11 protein-coding genes are annotated in these 17,797 nt (G+C 70.8%); 9 read left to right on the top strand and 2 right to left on the bottom strand.

Annotated elements, in window-relative coordinates; translation table 11 throughout:
* Positions 1-188 precede the first annotated feature (188 nt).
* Positions 189-1,253, bottom strand: coding sequence for an NAD-dependent epimerase/dehydratase family protein (locus ACZ7NC_RS01835; protein WP_471484019.1), 1,065 nt, complete (start codon positions 1,251-1,253; stop codon positions 189-191).
* Positions 1,254-1,332: 79 nt separating this feature from the next.
* Complete coding sequence (locus ACZ7NC_RS01830; protein ID WP_471484018.1) at positions 1,333-2,592, bottom strand: glucarate dehydratase family protein; 1,260 nt, start codon at positions 2,590-2,592, stop codon at positions 1,333-1,335.
* Positions 2,593-3,256: 664 nt separating this feature from the next.
* Between ACZ7NC_RS01830 and ACZ7NC_RS01825 the strand changes: the two genes are divergently transcribed.
* From ACZ7NC_RS01825 to ACZ7NC_RS01785, 9 genes are all read left to right on the top strand, one after another.
* Positions 3,257-5,116 (top strand): phage tail sheath subtilisin-like domain-containing protein, encoded by a 1,860-nt coding sequence (locus ACZ7NC_RS01825; protein ID WP_471484016.1) that lies wholly within the window; start codon positions 3,257-3,259, stop codon positions 5,114-5,116.
* Between the two features lie 33 nt (positions 5,117-5,149).
* Positions 5,150-5,674, top strand: coding sequence for a phage tail protein (locus ACZ7NC_RS01820; protein WP_004003113.1), 525 nt, complete (start codon positions 5,150-5,152; stop codon positions 5,672-5,674).
* Between the two features lie 30 nt (positions 5,675-5,704).
* On the top strand, positions 5,705-6,433 hold the full coding sequence (locus tag ACZ7NC_RS01815; RefSeq protein ID WP_471484015.1) for a T4 family baseplate hub assembly chaperone: 729 nt from the start codon (positions 5,705-5,707) through the stop codon (positions 6,431-6,433).
* Entirely contained in the window at positions 6,426-7,172 is a 747-nt protein-coding gene (locus ACZ7NC_RS01810; RefSeq protein WP_471484013.1) for a hypothetical protein, read from the top strand. Before ACZ7NC_RS01815 ends, ACZ7NC_RS01810 begins: the two co-directional genes overlap by 8 nt.
* 84 nt (positions 7,173-7,256) lie before the next feature.
* A complete protein-coding gene (locus tag ACZ7NC_RS01805; protein ID WP_471484012.1) occupies positions 7,257-8,099 on the top strand; it encodes a Pvc16 family protein in 843 nt (280 codons plus the stop codon).
* A 33-nt stretch (positions 8,100-8,132) separates the two neighbouring features.
* Positions 8,133-10,133 carry an ATP-binding protein gene (locus ACZ7NC_RS01800; RefSeq protein ID WP_471484011.1) on the top strand — a complete coding sequence of 667 codons (2,001 nt, stop codon included), beginning with the start codon at positions 8,133-8,135 and terminating at the stop codon, positions 10,131-10,133.
* A complete protein-coding gene (locus ACZ7NC_RS01795) occupies positions 10,124-10,417 on the top strand; it encodes a hypothetical protein (RefSeq protein WP_471484010.1) in 294 nt (97 codons plus the stop codon). The genes ACZ7NC_RS01800 and ACZ7NC_RS01795 overlap by 10 nt, the downstream gene beginning before the upstream one ends.
* A complete protein-coding gene (locus tag ACZ7NC_RS01790; RefSeq protein WP_471484009.1) occupies positions 10,414-17,208 on the top strand; it encodes an eCIS core domain-containing protein in 6,795 nt (2,264 codons plus the stop codon). The genes ACZ7NC_RS01795 and ACZ7NC_RS01790 overlap by 4 nt, the downstream gene beginning before the upstream one ends.
* The gene (locus tag ACZ7NC_RS01785) at positions 17,201-17,785 is read left to right on the top strand and encodes a HEAT repeat domain-containing protein (RefSeq protein WP_471484007.1); all 585 of its coding nucleotides are present in this window, start codon (positions 17,201-17,203) and stop codon (positions 17,783-17,785) included. Before ACZ7NC_RS01790 ends, ACZ7NC_RS01785 begins: the two co-directional genes overlap by 8 nt.
* The last annotated feature ends 12 nt before the right edge of the window (positions 17,786-17,797 follow it).

Genomic DNA, 17,797 nt, shown 5'->3' with positions numbered 1-17,797 from the left:
TCCGGTGACCCCCTGTGTGGGCGTACCGGACTCGGCGGAGGCCGCGCGTCCCGGCGGGGTTCGCCGGAGGTCGTCGTGCGGCCTGAGCCGTAACCTAACCAACTTGTGCGCCTCCCGTGAAGGTTGAGGCGCTAAATGTCCGATACATTTCTGTGACCTTCGACGCTTGGGCGGCGCGGGTGCCCGGTTCACTTCGCGGTGCGCCGACGCCGCCACGCTGCGTAGTGGTCCAGGACCGTCTGCTCGATCGGGCGGTAGGTGATGCCCAGTTCGCTCACACTGCGGCTGTTGTCCACCCGGAATCGGATGCCAAGGTGTTTGCGGATGTAATCCTGGCTCAGTCCGAAGGCCGGGCCCAGGACGCGTACCGGCCAGTGCGGGAGCGCGGTGCGCGGGAGGCGTAGGTCGCGGGGATATCGGGTCCGGAGGATGCGGGACATCTCGTGGAACGACGTCATGGTCTCGGAGGCCACGATGTAACGGCCCTTCGCGTCCGGGTGCTCGGCCGCCGCGATGTGCGCGTCGGCCACTTCGCGCACATCCACCGTGGTGAAGCTGAAGTCCGGTGCGCCGTAGAAGAAGTAGCCCTTGAACAGCTCCTGGAGCAGGAACAGGCTGCCCGACTCCGAGGTGGGTGTGAGGGAAGGGCCCAGGATCAGACCGGGGTTGACCGACACCATGCGCCAACGCCCCTGCGCGGCCTCCGCGTCCCACGCGGCGCGTTCGGCGACCGTCTTCGCGTAGTGGTACGGATTGTTCTCCACCGTGCTGGTGGTGTTGAAGTACCGCTCCGACAGCACCCCGTCGTCCATCTCCAGGACGTCCGCGTAATCGCCGAAGATCGCGCCAACGGTGGAGGTGAGGACGAGTCTGTCCACCGTGGGCGTCCGCTCGATGGCCGCCAGCACATTGCGCGTGCCGAACAGGGCCGGGTCGACCATCTCCCGGCGCCCGTCCCTGATCTTCTCCGGCATGCGGAACGGCGACGCCACATGGAACACCGTCCGGCACCCGGCCATCGCCTCGTCGAAGGAGCCCTCGGCCAGCAAGTCCGCCTCGAACAGCGACAGTTGACCGGGAAGCGCCTGCTGCATCTCCCGCAGCGGCCGCACCTTGGCCGTGGCCGCGGTGCTCCGTACGGTGGCGTGCACCCGGTGGCCGCGCTCCAGCAGCCGCTTCACCAGATGACTGCCGACGAACCCGCTGCCACCGGTCACCAGCACGGCCGTCGACCCGTCTGCGCTCACCCTCATCACCTCGGTGTCCGTGTTGTGTGCGGGTCCAGGTCCAGCAGGAACACTCCGGCCCGGCGTCGAGTTCACCGGCCCCGGGTCACCAGCGTGGCAGCCGGAGTTCGTACTCGGGATGGATCCGCCGCATGTACCCGGTGTCGTCACGGGAGCGTATTCCCGAGTCGACGTACAGCCGGTGCAGCCGGTCGAGCGCGTCATGGTCGAGTTGTACGCCCAGGCCGGGTCCCGTGGGGACCTCGACCGCCCCGTCGCGAAGTTGCAGGACGCCGGGGACGATCACGTCGTCGGCCGAGTTCCACGGGTAGTGCGTGTCGCAGGAGTGGTCCAGGTGGGGGAGGGCCGCCGCCACATGGGTCATGGCCGCGAGGCTGATGCCCAGGTGCGAGTTGGAGTGCATCGACAGTGCGATTCCGAACGCCTCGCAGACGGCGGCCAGTTCACGGGTGCGGCGCAGTCCGCCCCAGTAGTGGTGGTCGGTCAGGAGCACCTGGATCGCGTTCTGCTCGATCGCCGGCTTCAGGTGCTCCCAGGCGATCACACACATGTTGGTGGCAAGGGGGAGCGGCGCGTCCTTCGCGACTTCGGCCATGCCGGGGATGGTCGCGGTCGGGTCCTCCAGATACTCCAGTACGCCGTCCAGCTCGCGCGCCACGTACCGCGAAGTATCCACCGTCCAGGCCGAGTTGGGGTCCAGGCGCAACGGCTGATCGGGGAAGGCCTCCGCCAGCGCCCTGATCGCCGCGATCTCCTCGTCGGGCGGGAAGACGCCGCCCTTGAGCTTGAACGAGCGGAAACCGTAGCGCTGTCGCATCAGCCGGGCCTGCTCGACGATCCCGGCGGGGTCGAGCGCCTCGCCCCAGTCGTCGCCGACCGCCGGGTGGCCGTCGAGGGCCGGGTGCTCCGCCCACTTGTAGAAGAGGTACGCGGCGAAGGGCACCGAGTCCCGGACCCTGCCGCCGAGCAGATCGCTGACCGGCCGGCCGAGCAGTCTGCCCTGGGCGTCGAGGCAGGCGACCTCCACCGCCGAGGTGGTCCAGCCGCGCTCGTGGGAGCTGGGCACGGTGGGCAGCAGCGCGGCGTCGATCGCGGAAGTGACGGCCGTCGTGTCGAACACGTCCATGCCGACGACCACCTTCGCGGCTGCCCGCAGTCGCTCCAGGCGGGTGACGCCGCCCGGGGACTCGCCGAGGCCCACCGTGCCGTCCTCCAGGACGAGTTGGAGGACGACGCGCAGGGCGAGCGGCTCGTGGACGCCGTTGGAGTTGAGCAGGGGCGGGTCGCGGAAGGCGATCGGGGTGACGATCAGCTCCCGGATCCGGGTGCCGTCGGTGGAGCTCATGCGTGGACCGCCTTCAGGTCGTGGTCGATGAGTTTCGCCGACCATTTGTTCATGTGCGTGAGCTCACTTCACACCTCTAAATGATCGGCCAAGCTACGAATCGTCTCCGTCGTATGTCAAGACATGGCCGTCGCAGTTCGGGCGACCCCTCAGTGGCGGTCTCCGTGAGGGCGGGTTCGGGTCACCCCCGGAAAACCGGCCACGGACGGTTGTGTACGACTCGGGGAGGTCGCACGTACGTACGACCAGTCGAACGGCGGTTGTTTGGGCGTTCCTCACGGGCCGAGGCCCGTCCGGCGTCCCCCGGCGGCAACCGGTGTGCAGAATCTGTGAACCACCTGGCCGGGGCGCGCAGGCGTGATGTGCGGATGCCGGGAGGGCGCCTTCACCAAACCCCCTCCCGGGGTGGCCTGAAGGCGCCTTGCTCGGTCAACTTCGAACGCACCAAGGTGGGTTGAGCACTTGAGCATCAGGAGTCACAAGCGCGTTGCTTGGCCCGGACGGACCGACAAGTCCGGGTACTGACGGGGGAAACTGATGCGGTGCGCCGACCGCCGCCCTTGATTCATGGGGGCTCTTCGTGCGCCCGTCCGGCACTTCTCCCTGCCATCTCTTGGTGCCCATGTCCCGGTGCCCGAGACAGGGATAAGGAGGGGGAAAGCCGATGAGCGCGGTGAGCGCCGCCAAGCCGACGTATCCCGGCGTCTACGTCGAAGAGCTTCCCAGCAGCACCCGTACGATCTCGACCTTGACCACGTCCGTGACCGCCTTTGTGGGCCACACCCGACGCGGTCCGCTCAACGAGCCGGTACGCGTCACCAGCTTCGCGGAGTTCGAGCGCCGCTTCGGCGGCCTGAGCGCACAGAGCGCCGTCGGCTACGCCGTCCACCAGTTCTTCGGCAACGGCGGCACCGTCGCGGTGATCGTCCGAGTCGCCAAGGCCGGCAGTGGCAAGGCCGCCTGTGTCACCCTCAAGTCCACCGAGGGCCACAGCGAGGGCCCGGTCCTCGAAGTGCACGCCAAGGAACCCGGCGTCTGGGGCAACGGCCTGCGCGTCGCCGTCGACCACGACACACCGTGCCCCGACGAAACCTTCAACCTGAGGGTCTACGACGCCAAGGGCGACGCCCGGGAGAGCTTCACCGGGCTGTCCATGGACCCCGCGAACGGCCGCTACGCGCAGACCGTGATCAACGCGGCCTCGAAGCTGATCCGCGTCGAGGTCGTCGGCGAGGGCCGCCCCGACCCGTCGGGCACCGTCTCCAAGCCCTTCGGCGACGAACTCCCGAACCTGGCCGTCGACCTGACCGTCAAGATCGGCGAGGTGGAGCGCGAGTTCACGCTCTACGACCCCGACTGCGACGGCGAAGCCCCGTGCAGCGTCGCCGAGTTGGCGCTGCTCCTGGAGCGCAAGCTGCGCGCGCTGCCCGACGCGCCCGGCAAGCAGGCCTACGCCGGTGCCGAGGTCACCGCCTTCGGCCGCCGTATCCAGGTCGTCGCCGGCTCCACCGACCCCGAGGACGTCGTCCGCTTCCTCGGCGAGTGCGCCAACGACCTCGGTCTGGAGGCCTCCGTCAACCCGCCGGTCTTCCCGCTGGAGGGCGGCGAGGACGGCGAGGCGCCCGGCCCGCGCGACCTGATCGGCAGCGAGGGCGACAAGACCGGCATCCAGGCGCTGCGCGGCGTCGCCGACGTCAACCTGCTGGCGCTGCCCGAGCTCGCGGCGTACGAGAAGACCGAGGACGCCCTCACGGTCATCTCGGCCGCCCAGCGGCTGTGCGCCGAGCGGCGGATCTTCCTGCTGGTCGACGCGCCGAGCACCTGGGCGAATGTCGACACCGCACGTGCCGGGCTCGCCGCCTTCGACGCCGTGCGCGGCAACCACGCGGGCCTGTACTTCCCGCACCTGCAGCTCACCGACCCGCTCACGGGCCGGCTTCGCTCCTTCCCGCCGTCCGGCGCGGTCGCCGGTGTCATCGCCCGCACCGACTCCGAGCGCGGCGTGTGGAAGGCCCCCGCCGGCACCGAGGCGCGGCTCGCGGGCGTGCACTCGCTCACCGTCAACCTGACCGACCGTGAGACCGGTCTGCTCAACCCGCTCGGCGTCAACTGCCTGCGCACCTTCCCGGTCACCGGGCCGGTCGTGTGGGGCGCGCGCACGCTGGAGGGATCGGACGCGCTCGACAGCGAGTGGAAGTACGTCCCCGTCCGGCGGCTCGCGCTGCACGTCGAGGAGAGCCTCCAGCGCGGCCTGCAGTGGGTGGTGTTCGAGCCCAACGACGAGAACCTGTGGCAGCAGATCCGGCTCGCCGCCTCCTCGTATCTGCACACCCTCTTCCGCCAGGGCGCCTTCAAGGGCGGCACCCCGCGCGAGGCGTACTTCGTCAAGTGCGACAGCGACACGACGACGACCGAGGACATCGAGAACGGCATCGTCAACGTCCTCGTCGGCATCGCACCGGTCCGGCCGGCGGAGTTCGTGATCGTCAAAATCCAGCAGACGTCCGGGCAGTTCGCGCTCTAGGCGCGGGGAATCGTGGAGAACTGAAGGAATCCGATGGCTGAGTTCACGGTCAACGCGCATCGCTTCGACCCCTACAAGAACTTCAAGTTCCTGGTCCTGTGGGACGGTCGGACGGTCGCGGGCATCAGCAAGATCAGTCCGCTCAAGCGGACGACGGAAGTCGTCAAGCACCGGCACGGAGGCGACCCGTCCTCTCCCCGCAAGTCTCCCGGTCGCTCCGAGTTCGAGGGCATCACCCTGGAGCGCGGCGTCACCCACGACCCCGAGTTCGACCGCTGGGCCAACAAGGTCTGGCAGGTCGGCGCGGGCCTCGGCTCCGAGGTGTCCCTCGCCGACTTCCGCAAGGACATCGTCATCCAGGTCCTCAACGAGGCCGGCCAGGTCGCCGTCTCGCACAAGCTGTACCGGACCTGGCCGAGCGAGTACCAGGTCCTCGGCGAGCTGGACGCCAACGCCAACGCGGTGGCCATCCAGTCGCTGAAGCTCGAGTGCGAGGGCTGGGAGCGGGACTACGAGGTGCCCGAGCCGGAGGAGCCGTCGTTCCTCAACCCAGCTTGAGCAGTGGGTAGTTGAGGGGGGGACAACGAGATGGCGATCACCGGGGCGGCCGAGCTGCTGGCCACCTGGGAGGCGGGCCTCGCCGAGGCACCGACGGGGCGCGCCCTGCTGCTGCACCGCACGGCCCGCCCGGACGTCGACGCCGCGACCCTGCCGGTGCTGCCGGTGGGGTCGCGCGAGGCCGACCTGTTCGCGCTGCGCCGGGCCCTGTTCGGGGAGCGGATGCAGGTACGGCTGGCCTGCTCGGCGTGCGGGGAGGACATGGAGTTCGACCTGGACGCCGGGCAGTTCGCGCGGTCGCTCGGCGGACCGGGTGACTCCGTGGTGCGGGTCGAGCAGGACGGCTGGGACGTGGAGTTCCGGCTGCCCGGGGTCGCCGACCTGACGGCGGCGGCCCGGACCGCGGACCCGCGTGCCGCCCTGCTCGCGCGCTGTGTCGTCTCGGCGGAGCGCGCCGGGACGGCCGTACCCGCCGAGCATCTGCCCGCCCCGGTCCAGCGCCGGATCGCCGAGGCCGTGGAGGCCGGCGACCCGGGCGCCGACGTGACGCTCAACATCGCCTGCCCCGAGTGCGGCGAGGCCACCCGGGCCGAGCTGGACATCGCCTCCTACCTGTGGACCGAACTGGACGCCTGGGCGAGGGATCTGCTGCTCGACGTCCATCTGCTCGCCACGTCGTACGGCTGGAGCGAGCCGGAGATCCTGGCGCTCAGCCCGCTGCGGCGCCGCTACTACCTGGAGCTGTGTGCGGATGTCTGACACCGACGGGGCGCCGGTGCCCGACTTCCTCGACCGGCTGATCGCCCGGCACGCCCCGGCCGCCGCCGGTCCGCGCCCGGGCGTGGTGAAGGTACGGCCCCGGCTGCCCGGCCCGTTCGAGCGGATCGAGGCCGTACGGAGCACCGCGCCGGAACCCGACGACGGCTCCGACCTGCTGTGGCCCGCGGCCAAGCCGTCGGACGTGCGGCAGGTTCCGGCGCCGCGTCCGGCCGCGCCCGCCGCCCGCTCGCACACCGAACGGGAGCGGACGGTCGTACGCACCGAACACACCCCGGCCGAACCGGCGCCCCGGCCCACCGGGAGGACGCTGCCCGAGGCGCCGCTGCTGCGTCCCGTCGCGCCGGTCGCGCCCGGACCCCGGCCGGCACCGGACGCCGTGCGGTGGGCGGCGGGTCGAGGGCGCCCGGAGCGGGGCGCCACCCAGAGCGCGGCGTCCGTGCCCATCCCCCCGGGGACGGACGCCGCTACCCCCGCCGCCGTGTCGACCCCCCTGCGGCCCAGCGCCGCGGACACGGCGGCGGCCCGCGACGCCGTACGACAGGCCGCCGCCCGGCGTCCCGCGCGGGCGCCCGAGCAGGTGGTCCAGGTGCAGATCGGGCGGCTGGAGGTGACGGCGGGAGCGTCGCCGTCCGGCGGGCCACGGCAGCGGACGCCGTCGACCGGGCGGCCGGGCGCGGCCTTGAGCCTCGCGGAGTATCTGGCGCGAGGGCGGGAGTGACATGGAGCTGCTTCGGCAGGACGAGGGCCTGCGGCGCGGCCGGCAGGACGACGAGACGGACCGAGGAACCGAGGAACCGACGCCATGAGCAACGCACTCGCCATCGCCCATGTCACCCAGGCCCTCGCCCTGCTGCTCGCGTCCAACGTGGGCCCGGAGTTCGACGAGGCCGTGAAGGTGGAGCCGCACCGGCCGCCGACGGAGCCGCCGGACTACCCCACCATCAACGTGTTCCTTTACCAGGTCACGCCCAACACCGCGCTGCGCAACAACGACCTGCCCACCCGGGCGTCCGACGGCACGCTGGTCAAGCGGCCGGTCGCCGCGCTGGATCTGCACTACCTCATCAGCGCGTACGGCGACGAGACGACACTGGTCGGGCAGCGGCTGATCGGCTCCGTGGTACGGACCCTGCACGAGATACCGGTGCTGCCGAAGGACGTCATCGAGGAGACCGGCCAACTCCCGCACCTGGCGGGCAGCGACCTGGCGGAGGCCGCGCAGCGGGTGCGGTTCACGCCCACGGTGATGGACATCGACGAGACGTCGAAGCTCTGGGGGATGCTCTACCAGACGCCGTACTCGCTGTCGGTGGTCTACCAGGCGACCCTGGTCCTCATCGACGGCCGTGAGCAGCCCGCGCCGGCGAAGCCGGTGGAGCGGCCGGAGGTGCGGGTGCTGCCGTTCGGGGCACCGGGAGCGCCGGTCCCTCCGGGGCGCGAGCCGAAAATCGACGAACCGTCAACTGAGCCATCGCCGACGGGCGTTGAGAAGAAGGCGGTCGAGGAGCCCGAATCGGCCGGTGGCGCCAAGAAGGTCGCGAAAGCCCCGGCCAAGACCGCCCCCAAGGCTCCGGCACGGGCCCGCAGGACCGCCCGCGCGAGCAAGTCGGCGCAGCCGGAGCCACGTAAGGGCACGGAGGGCTGAGACGAAGTGGAAGCGACGGGGGGAGGTAGGGGAATGGGAACGAACGAGCCGGGCACGGCGGGTACTTCGGGCACGGCGGGCGGACCGGACGCCGGCGTCACGCTGACCGCGGAGATCCGGCGCGTCCTGACCCGGATCGACGCCCACGCCGCCGGAGCCGCGGAGGCCACCGGCCCGGAGGCGGCCGTACCGAGCACCACCGGCTCCGCGAGCCCGGCGCCCGTCGCCGCCCCGGGCACCGCCCCCCTCGACGCCCTCGTCAGCTGCTTCGGCCTCACCCCCTTCGAACGCGACCTGATCCTCCTCACCGCCGCCGACGAGCTGGACCCCACCACCGCGGCCCGCTGCGCCGCCGCCTGCGGTGATCCCCAGCGGGCGTACCCGACGTTCTCGCTCGCCCTGGCCGCCCTCGCCGAGCCCCACTGGAGCGCGCTCACACCCGTCGCGCCGCTGCGCCGCTGGCGGATCGTCGAACTCGACGACGAGTCCCGGCTGACGACCTCCCGGCTACGGCTCGACGAGCGGATCCTGCACTTCCTGCTGGGCTCGCCCTACCTGGACGCCCGGCTGCACGGCCGCCTGCGTCGCACGCCGGTGCCGGAGCAACTGCCGCCGTCGTACGACCTGGCCGCGAGCCGGGTCGCCGAGGGCTGGACGACCGGGGCCAGCCCCGACGCGCCGCTGCTCGTCGAAGTGACCGGCGGCGACCTGCGCAGCCGGGCCGACATCGGTGCCGCGGCCGCCGCCCGGTCCGGGCTGGGGCTGTACGCCCTGGGTGCCGAGGACATGCCCACCGACCCCGCCGAACGCGACCGGCTCGCCCGGCTCTGGCAGCGCGAGGCCATCCTGCTGCCCGCCGCGCTGCTGGTCGAGGTCGGCGATCTGGACCGCGACCAGCGGGCGGCGACCGAGGCGTTCCTGGCCGGGGCCGCCGTACCGGTCGTCGTCTCCAGCGAGGACCCGCTGCGCACGGACCGCCCGCACGGCACACGGGTCGCCGTGCCCCGCCTCGACGACGAGGAGCAGGTCGAGCTGTGGGCCCGGGCGATCCAACCGATCGCCGACCTCGACGACGGTGAACTGCGCTCCCTGGTCGCCCAGTTCCAGCTGCCGCCGCATGTCATACGGTCCGCCGCCGCGACCGTACGCCGCAGGCTGCCGTACGAGGACCTCGACGCCGCCCAACTCGCCTGGCGGGCCGGCCTGGAGGAGGCCCGGATCGGCATGGACGAGCTGGGCCGCCGTATCGAACCGGAGGCGGGCTGGGGCGACCTGGTCCTCCACGACCGGCAGACCGGGGTCCTGCGCGAGATCGTCGCCCATGTACGGCAGCGGGCGACCGTCCACCAGGAGTGGGGATTCGCCGGCACCCTGCGCCGCGGCCTCGGCGTCACCGCGCTGTTCGCGGGCGGCTCCGGCACCGGCAAGACACTCGCCGCCGAGGTCATGGCCAAGGAACTCGGCCTCGACCTGTTCATCGTCGACCTCTCCCAGGTCGTCAGCAAGTACATCGGCGAGACCGAGAAGAACCTCCGCCGTGTCTTCGACGCCGCCGAACGCGGCGGCGCGCTGCTGCTGTTCGACGAGGCCGACGCCCTGTTCGGCAAGCGCAGCGAGGTCAAGGACAGTCACGACCGGTACGCCAACCTCGAAGTGAGCTATCTGCTGATGCGCATGGAGGCCTACCGCGGCCTCGCCATCCTCACCACCAACATGAAGAAGGCCCTCGACACCGCCTTTCTGCGACGCATCCGCTTCGTCGTCGACTTCCCCTTCCCGGCCGAGCACGAACGCGCCGAGATCTGGCGGCGGGTGCTGCCGTCGCGGGCCCCGGTCAAGGACATCGACCCGGGCCTGCTGGCCCAACTCACCGTCGCGGGCGGCTCGATCCGCAACATCGCGCTGTCCGGGGCGTTCCTCGCCGCCGAGGAGGGCGACCGCCTGCAGATGCGGCACATGCTGGCGGCGGCCCGTACCGAGTACCAGAAGCTGGAGCGGTCCCTGACTCCGGGGGAGGTGCGGGGATGGGTGTGAACTCCGAGGACGGGGGTCCCCGCGAGATCCGGGTGGAGATCGGCGAACTCGCCCTGAACGGCTTCCGTGTCGACCCCGAGCGGGTGACGGACGCCTTCGAGCGCGAGCTGACCCGCCTGATCCGCGTCCACGGCGTGCCGTTGGCGGCCGACGGCGCCCTGACCGCCGACACCCTCTCCGTTCTGCCGCCCCTGCCCGCCGGCCTGTCCGCCCGCCGTCTCGGCCAGGAGCTGGCCCGCGCGGTGCACGAAGGGCTCAGCGGCCACGGGGAGGTGACGCGATGAGTTCCCAGGCCCAGGACGCCCGCGCCGAGCAGGCCGCCGAACAGCGCCGCAAGAAGCGCAAGGAGCGCGCCGCCAAGTCCCGTACGCCGGAGCCGAAGGACATCGTCAGCGGCGCGGGACAGCCTCTCGACCCCGGCGTGCGGCGGGAGTTGGAGGAGCGGCTCGGCCACGACCTCAGCCGCGTACGCCTGCACACCGACCGCGACGCCGGGCAGCTGACCGACCTCCTCGGCGCGGACGCGGTCGCCGTCGGCCAGGACGTCTTCTTCGCCGAGGGCGCCTTCAAGCCCGGAACCGACGAGGGTCGGCGCCTCCTCGCCCACGAGCTGCTGCACACCGTTCAGAACCCGCACGGCCTCGGCACGCTGCGGGCGGGACGGGAGCTGGGCGCGGTCAGCCTGCCGCAGCAGGCGATCGAGCGGGAGGCGGAGGCCGCGGCACGGGAGCTCGTGGCGCAGCAGGAGACCGAGGGCGCCGAGCAGGCCGACGTCGAGCAGGGGCAGGCCACGCCGGGCTGGCTGCGGTACGCCACGGTCGACGCCGACCGGGGCCGCAGCGAGGCGATCGACCCGGCGACCCTCGTGGACCGCCTCGCCAACTCGGTCGTCCGCTCCCTGCGCGGCGACCCCGAGGACCTCTCCCAGCGCACCCGCAAGCAACTCGCCCGGCTGCCCGAGGAGTTGCTCGACGGTGTCCTCGTCCGGCTGGAGAACCGGCTGCTCGGTTCGGAGCACGACCGGGTCCTCGATCTGGTCGAGGAGATCGAGGCGTACGACGACCACGCCGAGGACGGCCTGGAGCGGGAGGCGCACGATGCCCCCGATCTGGAGCCCGACACCGCCGAGGAAGTGCGCACCGAGCGCGAGAACGCCGTACGGACCGCTGAGGAGCGGCGGGCGGAGGAGGACCGGCCCCGTCTCGCGCCTGGGCCGGAGAAGGACCAGACCGTCGAGGAAGGCGGGATCGGCAGCACTCCGCAGAACGGCGGGACGCGGGAGCACGGAACCACGCCCGAGGGCGGGGGTGCGCCCGGCAGGGCACCGGAGCGGGAGGCGCCGGCCGGGAAGGGAACCGGGGCGGCGGAGGGTCCGGCATCGGGTGGGGCCGCGGCTCGTGAGGGGGAGTCCGCGTCCTCCTCGGCGGCTTCCGGCGGGGGCCGGCGGCAGGGCGAGAGCGGGTCCGGCGACTCGGCGTCGGGCCGGGGGCCCACGGACTCGGCCGCCAGGGAGAAGTCCGGGGGCTCCGGCAAGGAGAAGGACAAGGGCGGCCAGGAGCAGACCGAGCACAAGGACGCGGCCGCCGCGAGCAAGGAGGAGTCCGCGGCGAAGAACCGCCCGGGCGCGGCCGAGGCCGCCGCGGCCGGACGGCAGCTGAAGCAGCAGGACAGGAAGGGGCAGCAGAAGCCGGCCGGTTCGCCGACGGCGGCCGGCAAGGACGCCCAACTGCCCGGCAGGGTCAGCACCCTGGACGGCAAGCGCAACCAGGACCTCGCCCCGGAGGAGGAGACCGACGAGGACCCGTTCGGGTCCGGCAGCGAGTCGGAGGTCGAGGTCGGGGGAGAGGAGCCGAGCGCCTGGGACGTCAAGCTCCAGCCGGAGGACTTCGTACCGCAGCAGGACCTCGACGTGTCCGCCGTACCGACCGCGGACGAGCTGGACCCGTCGGCGCCCGCGGCCGCCCAAAGCGCCCCGTCCTTCCCGGCGCCGCCCCCGACGAGGGCCGAGCAGGTGCAGGCCGAACGGGAGGCGGAGGACGCCGAGGACGAGGCGGCGGAGCCGGAGGAGGAGCCGGCCGACGTCGTCATGGGGCCGGAGTCGTCCGTCCCGGAGACCGAGGGCGGCCCCGACAGCGGCACCGGGCTCGGCGGCCTCGGGCTGGACCGGGCCGCCGCGCCGTCCACGGGCACCCGCGACCCCAAGAAGGGCGACGACCCCAAGGCCGGCCCCGTCGCCGCGCAGACCACGGTGCAGGAAGCACCGGGCAGGCAGGAGAGCAAGTCCGAGGGCGGCGGCGACGCCAAGGAGCCGGCGGCCAAGGAGGAGAAGGGGACCGCCGCGGCCGGGGACAACTCGGGCGCCGCCCCGGAGAAGGAGTCCCAGCAGGCCACGGGGGGCCGGTCGGCGCAGGGCGACGCCGGGGCGAAGGAGACGGCGGGCGGCTCCACGGGAGGCGAGCGGGCCGGGGGCGGCGGCTCGGCCGAGGCCGGTGCACAGGGGACCCAGGGTTCCCAGGAGGCGGCCGGCTCAGCGGCACCGCAGGACATGTCCGAGGTGGGCGGTGGCGCTACGGCACCTGGTGCCTCGGGTGCCTCGGGATCCTCGGGTACTTCGGGCGCGTCCGGCGCCGAGTCGGCGAGTGAGCCACCGGCACAGGAGCCGCGTGGCGAAGGCAGTGGCCGTACGGAGTCCCCGGCCGCCTCGGCGAAGGCCGCTTCCGCACCCGCGCCCGCCGCGAAGTCGGAGCCGGCGGCGTCGGCGAAGGCGGCCTCCGCGGCCGCCTCGGCCTCCGGGCCGAAGGCCGAGGCGGAGAGCGCGCCGGCGCCGAAGTCGGCATCGGGCGGAGGCTCGCGGGGCGGCGGCGGTGGCGGGGCCGGTGGAGCCGGTGGCGGTGGCGGCAGTGGGGCCGCTCCGGCGCGCGGCAAGGGCAAGAAGGATTCGGCTCCGGTGCCGAACCTCGCCGGGGTCTCCCCGGAGGCCGGACTGTCGACGGCGTCGAAGCTCAAGCCGCACAAGGCACTTCAGGCGATGGGCGGGGTCGGCGGTGCGGTGGACCGCTCGGTCGGCGACGAACACAAGGAGCTGGCCGCAGCGCCCCCGTCGATGCAACGTCCGGCGGGCGCGCCGCAGACCTTGCAGGGCAAGCCGAAGACAGACGCCCCCGCCGAGTACTCGCAGGACAAGCCGCAGGAAGCTCAGGCACCGGAGCAGGAGAACGCCGAGGTCAAGGGCGCCAAGGAGCCCGAGGGCCAGATCGAGGCGGAGCGGGCCGAGGAGCCCGGCGGCTGGGACACCTTCAAGATGGCCCTCGGCTTCGGCATCGGCAAGGTCGCGAGCTGGCTCGGCTTCGAGGTGGACGCGCAGGAGCTGGCCGCCAAGTTCGCCGGGCTGCCCACGAAGGACGAGGCGCTCAAGCAGGCACAGGCGGGCAACGCGCCGGGCGTGGAGATGAAGGGCTCGGCGGAGCAGACGGCCGGCGAGCAGGACGGCCATGTCGACGCCAAGGGGCAGGAGACGGTGTCCACGGCCCGCGACGACTCCGGTCGCGGCATGGGCGAGGACCAGGTCTATCCCAACGCCCCCAAGGAGGAGTTGAGCGCTCAGGTACCGGGGGCGCAGGGCGGCGAGGGCGCCTCGGTCGGGGGTGGCGGCGCGACCGGCGCCGTACCGCCGGAGGCGGCCTCGGAGGTCGCCGAGCACGAGCAGGGGCCTCAGTTCCAGGCGGCGTTCAGCGACGGCCAGAAGTCCATGTCCGAGGGGCGGCAGGCCAAGGACCGCGACTTCCGGGACTCACAGGCCAAGCACAAGCGGCAGGTCGACGCCGAGATCGCGACCAACACCGAGACGCAGGCCGGTGAGCGCGAGAAGGCGATGGGCGACGTCACCGCTCAGCGCGAGGGCTGGCGCAAGGAGCAGGACGAGGAGCTCAAGAGCCTCGGCGACAAGAAGACGGAGCGGCACGACAAGGTCCGCAAGGACGTCGAGGACCAGGAGAAGAAGACCGACGACAACGTCGAGAAGGAGAAGGAGGGCAGCGACAAGAAGATCCAGGACGAGAGCGACAAGGCGGAGCGCGACGCGGAGAAGCAGCGCGACGGCGCCGTCGAGGACTCCGGCAACTGGATCACCAAGGCCTTCGACTGGATCAAGCAGAAGGTCATCGAGATCAAGAACGCGATCGTCCGTGTCATCCGGGCGGCGCGGGACGCGGTCGTCGGCTTCATCAAGAACTTCAAGGAAACGGTCGAGCGCTGGATCAACGAGGCGCGCAAGGGCATCGTCGAGGCGATCAAGAACCTCATCAAGGACCTGATCGAGTTCGCCGTCGCCATGGTCCGGGCGGTGATCGAACTGGCGGCCCGCATCCGCAAGTTCATCACCGACCTGATCGCGGCGGCGATAGCCCTCGTCAACCGTCTGGCCGAGGCGCTGAAGAAGGCGATCGGCGACCTGCTCAACGCCATCGGCAAACTCCTGAGCAGCATCCTGGACGTCCTGAAGAAGGCGCTCCTGGACGTGGTCAAGGCGATCGTGGACGCGGTCAAGGCGGTCCTGCAGTTCGCGTCGCGCATGCTGAGCGCGCTCGGTGAGTTCATGCTCATCGCGGTCGACTTCCTCTCCGACCCCGGTGGCTGGCTGAGCGGGGCGAAGAACTCCGCGGTGGACGGCGCGAAGAACCACCTGTTCCGCGAGGTCAAGTCGGCCGTCAAGGAATGGTTCCAGTCCAAGATCCAGGAGATCATCGGCATACCGAAGGCCATCCTCGACAAGCTGATCAAGGGCGGCATCGCCCTGGAACAGATCGTCAAGGAGGCATGGGACGCGATAGTCCCCCAACTCCCCCTGATCATCGGCGAGATCGTCATCACCAAGGTCATCGCCAAGCTGATTCCGGGCGCGGGCTGGGTGATGGCGGTGATCGACGCGATCCGCACGGCCATCGGTGCCCTCGGGGAGATCCTGCGCGCGATGGGCGCCGTCCTCGACTGGCTCAAGGCAGTCCGCAGCGGCGGCGCCGGCATCCTCTTCGCCAAGGCGGTCGCGGCGGGCATCGTCGCCCTGCTCGAACTGGCCTACGAGGCGCTGATCAGCGGCATCGGCAAGTACGTGGCGAAGGTGGGCCGCCGCTTCAAGGACCTGGCGGCGAAGCTGGGCGGTAAGGGCAAGGGCAAGGGGTCGGGGGCGGACGGCTCGGACGACAAGCGGGGAGACAGGAAGCCGACTCAGGAGGACCCCGCGAAGAAGCCGGGGACGCCCGGCCGGCCGACGACCGCGACGGCACCCAGGCCGGGGCAGGGCAAGAACGGCACACCCGACAGTCCCCGGACACCGGGCGCGGACACCAAGAGGCCCACGCCCGCGACGAGCAAGGACAAGAACGGCAAGCCGAAGGACGCGGACGAGAAGCCGGACACCAGGCCGACCCCGACGACCAAGCCGAAGCCGAAGGCAGAGCCCCCGGCCAAGCCGAAGCCCGAACCATCCGCGAAGCCGAAGGACACCGACGGCAAGGGCCCGGACAAGCCGAGGGACGACAAGGACACGACCGCGTCCAAGCCGAGGGACGACAAGTCCCCGGCCAAGCCGAAGTCCTCCGACCAGGACGCCCCGGGCAAGCGCAAGCCCGACGCGGACAGGGACCCGGGTCGCGACAAGACCAAGCCCAAGCCCAAGTCCAAGCCCAAGGACAAGGACGGCGACAGGCCCGGCAAGCCGAAGAAGAAGGACGAGGACGGCAAGCAGCGCAAGCCCAAACACGAGGGCAAGGGGCCGGGGAAGCCGAAGCGCGACAGGCACGAGGACGGGAAGCCCAAGGATCGGGACCCCAAGAAGGAGAAGCAGCAGAAGAAGGATCGACGGAAGAAGGAAGGGGACTCCAAGGAGTCCAAGGACGCGCGGCTTGAGAAGATCATCGCGCGCATCCGCCCGAAGATCGGTGGTCTGCTGCGAAGGCCGGTTCAGGAGCGTGTCCTGGACGCCGCGCTCGGCGGCATGCGGGCCTGGTACCGCTTGACGAGCCTCACGAAGAACGGCCCCCATGCCTTCCAGGTCGTGGCCACGCTGAACCCGAGCGGAAAGGCAGAGGACGGCTACCAGCTTTCCGGTCCGGAGATCCGGCCGATCATCCGGGAAGTCACCAACGAGCTGCTCGATCGCGAGGAAGTTCTCGAGCGTGCACGTGAATTGCGCCGGCAGAAGCACGAGGCTCAGGAATCCGCCGACCGTCAGGGAATCGACGAGGCGTTGCAGATCAACGGTGGGGATATTCCAGCAGCCGTGCGGTATCTCCTCGACCGTGGTGAAGAACTGGACGTATCGAGGCCTGGCGAAGATGAGCTTCGCGCCGGTCCCTACAAGGTCGGCACGGGAAAGATGGAGCTCTATGACGTAGGTGAGAACCAGGAAAGGGTGAAGGAGCAGAAACAGAAGTGGGGCTTGACCAATCTGATCACGCAGGGGATCGGTAAATACCAGCATCTCCCTGAGGGGAAGGAGTTGGACCCCGAAAGCGTAAGCCGCCGGATGCCCGAGGAAAGTCTGAGGAGTGTCGGCCTGTCTGGTCCGCGTTTCGCCCTCGGTCTTCGTACCTACGTTCTTGAGGGAAAGGCGCCCGAAGGCTTCACGGATGCTCAGGCTGAATTGGTGCGGAATGCCCACTGGTTGATGTTCGTCCGGGAGTCCCACCGCAATCCGACCAACTTGGCGTACGCCGCCATGACAGCCGATCTGCTCAGCTACGGCCCTGAACGAGGCGGCCTGACGCCGCATCAGGCGTTCGCCGAGTACGAGGGAGTGCGGCTCGGTGACCGCGGCCGGTTCCCCATGTCCATGTTGGGGGCGTCCGCGGCAGCGCAGGGAAATGAACAGGAAGAGGTTGGAGGGCAGACGACAGGACTGAAGAGCACTAAGGCGAAGCGTGATGAGCTGAAAAAGCGTGAAGGTGAATTGGCGGAGCAATGGCTGCTGGCCAGAATGAAGCTGGAGGACATCGAGTTCGACAGTGAGGACGACGCCAAACAGAAGGCGCGTCAGATGATCCGTGAGTTCCTGCTAAGGTTCTACGGACTTGAATGAGGAGAGGTGCCATATGACGGATTTTATTGAGCGATTGGTCATCAAGCCCGGTTTCACGTCGGATGACGTTGACTTCGTGTCCATGCAGCGTGGGTGGATTCTGCAGCGGGCCCGGATTCCGGAGGGCGGAGCACACGTCGACACCTGGGTCACGCTGGACCGCAAGACCGAGATCCACCAGGTCGACGACCAGCCCATCGGCACCCGGTACTTCACCCTGCGGGGACCCGGCAGCGAAGAAGTGGCTCGGCACATCCGCCAGGACTGCGACATCTGGTCGATCGATGAGGCGCTGGACGCGCTACGCGGGGCGGACGCCCGGGACGAGAAGCTGAGGCTGGTCTACGCCGTGGCACTCTCCGCCGGGGAGCAGGACGCGGAACGTGTCGTGGAGGAGTTCCGAAACGTCGTGAGTGATCCCGATGCCGGGGTTCGCCAGGCCGTGGTCATCGCCACGGGGTACTTTCCGCAACCCGGTCTGGTCGAACTGGTAGGGGAACTGCGGGACAGCGACCCCGTGGACCACGTCCGCCGAAACGCGGCGATTTTGCTGGACGGACTTTCCGAAGGGAACTGACATGCGCCCCCT

It is taken from the genome of Streptomyces sp. NPDC111802 (genome assembly GCF_055634335.1).
Note: the sequence above shows the minus strand (reverse complement) of the source record. Positions and strands in the feature narration are given on the sequence as shown.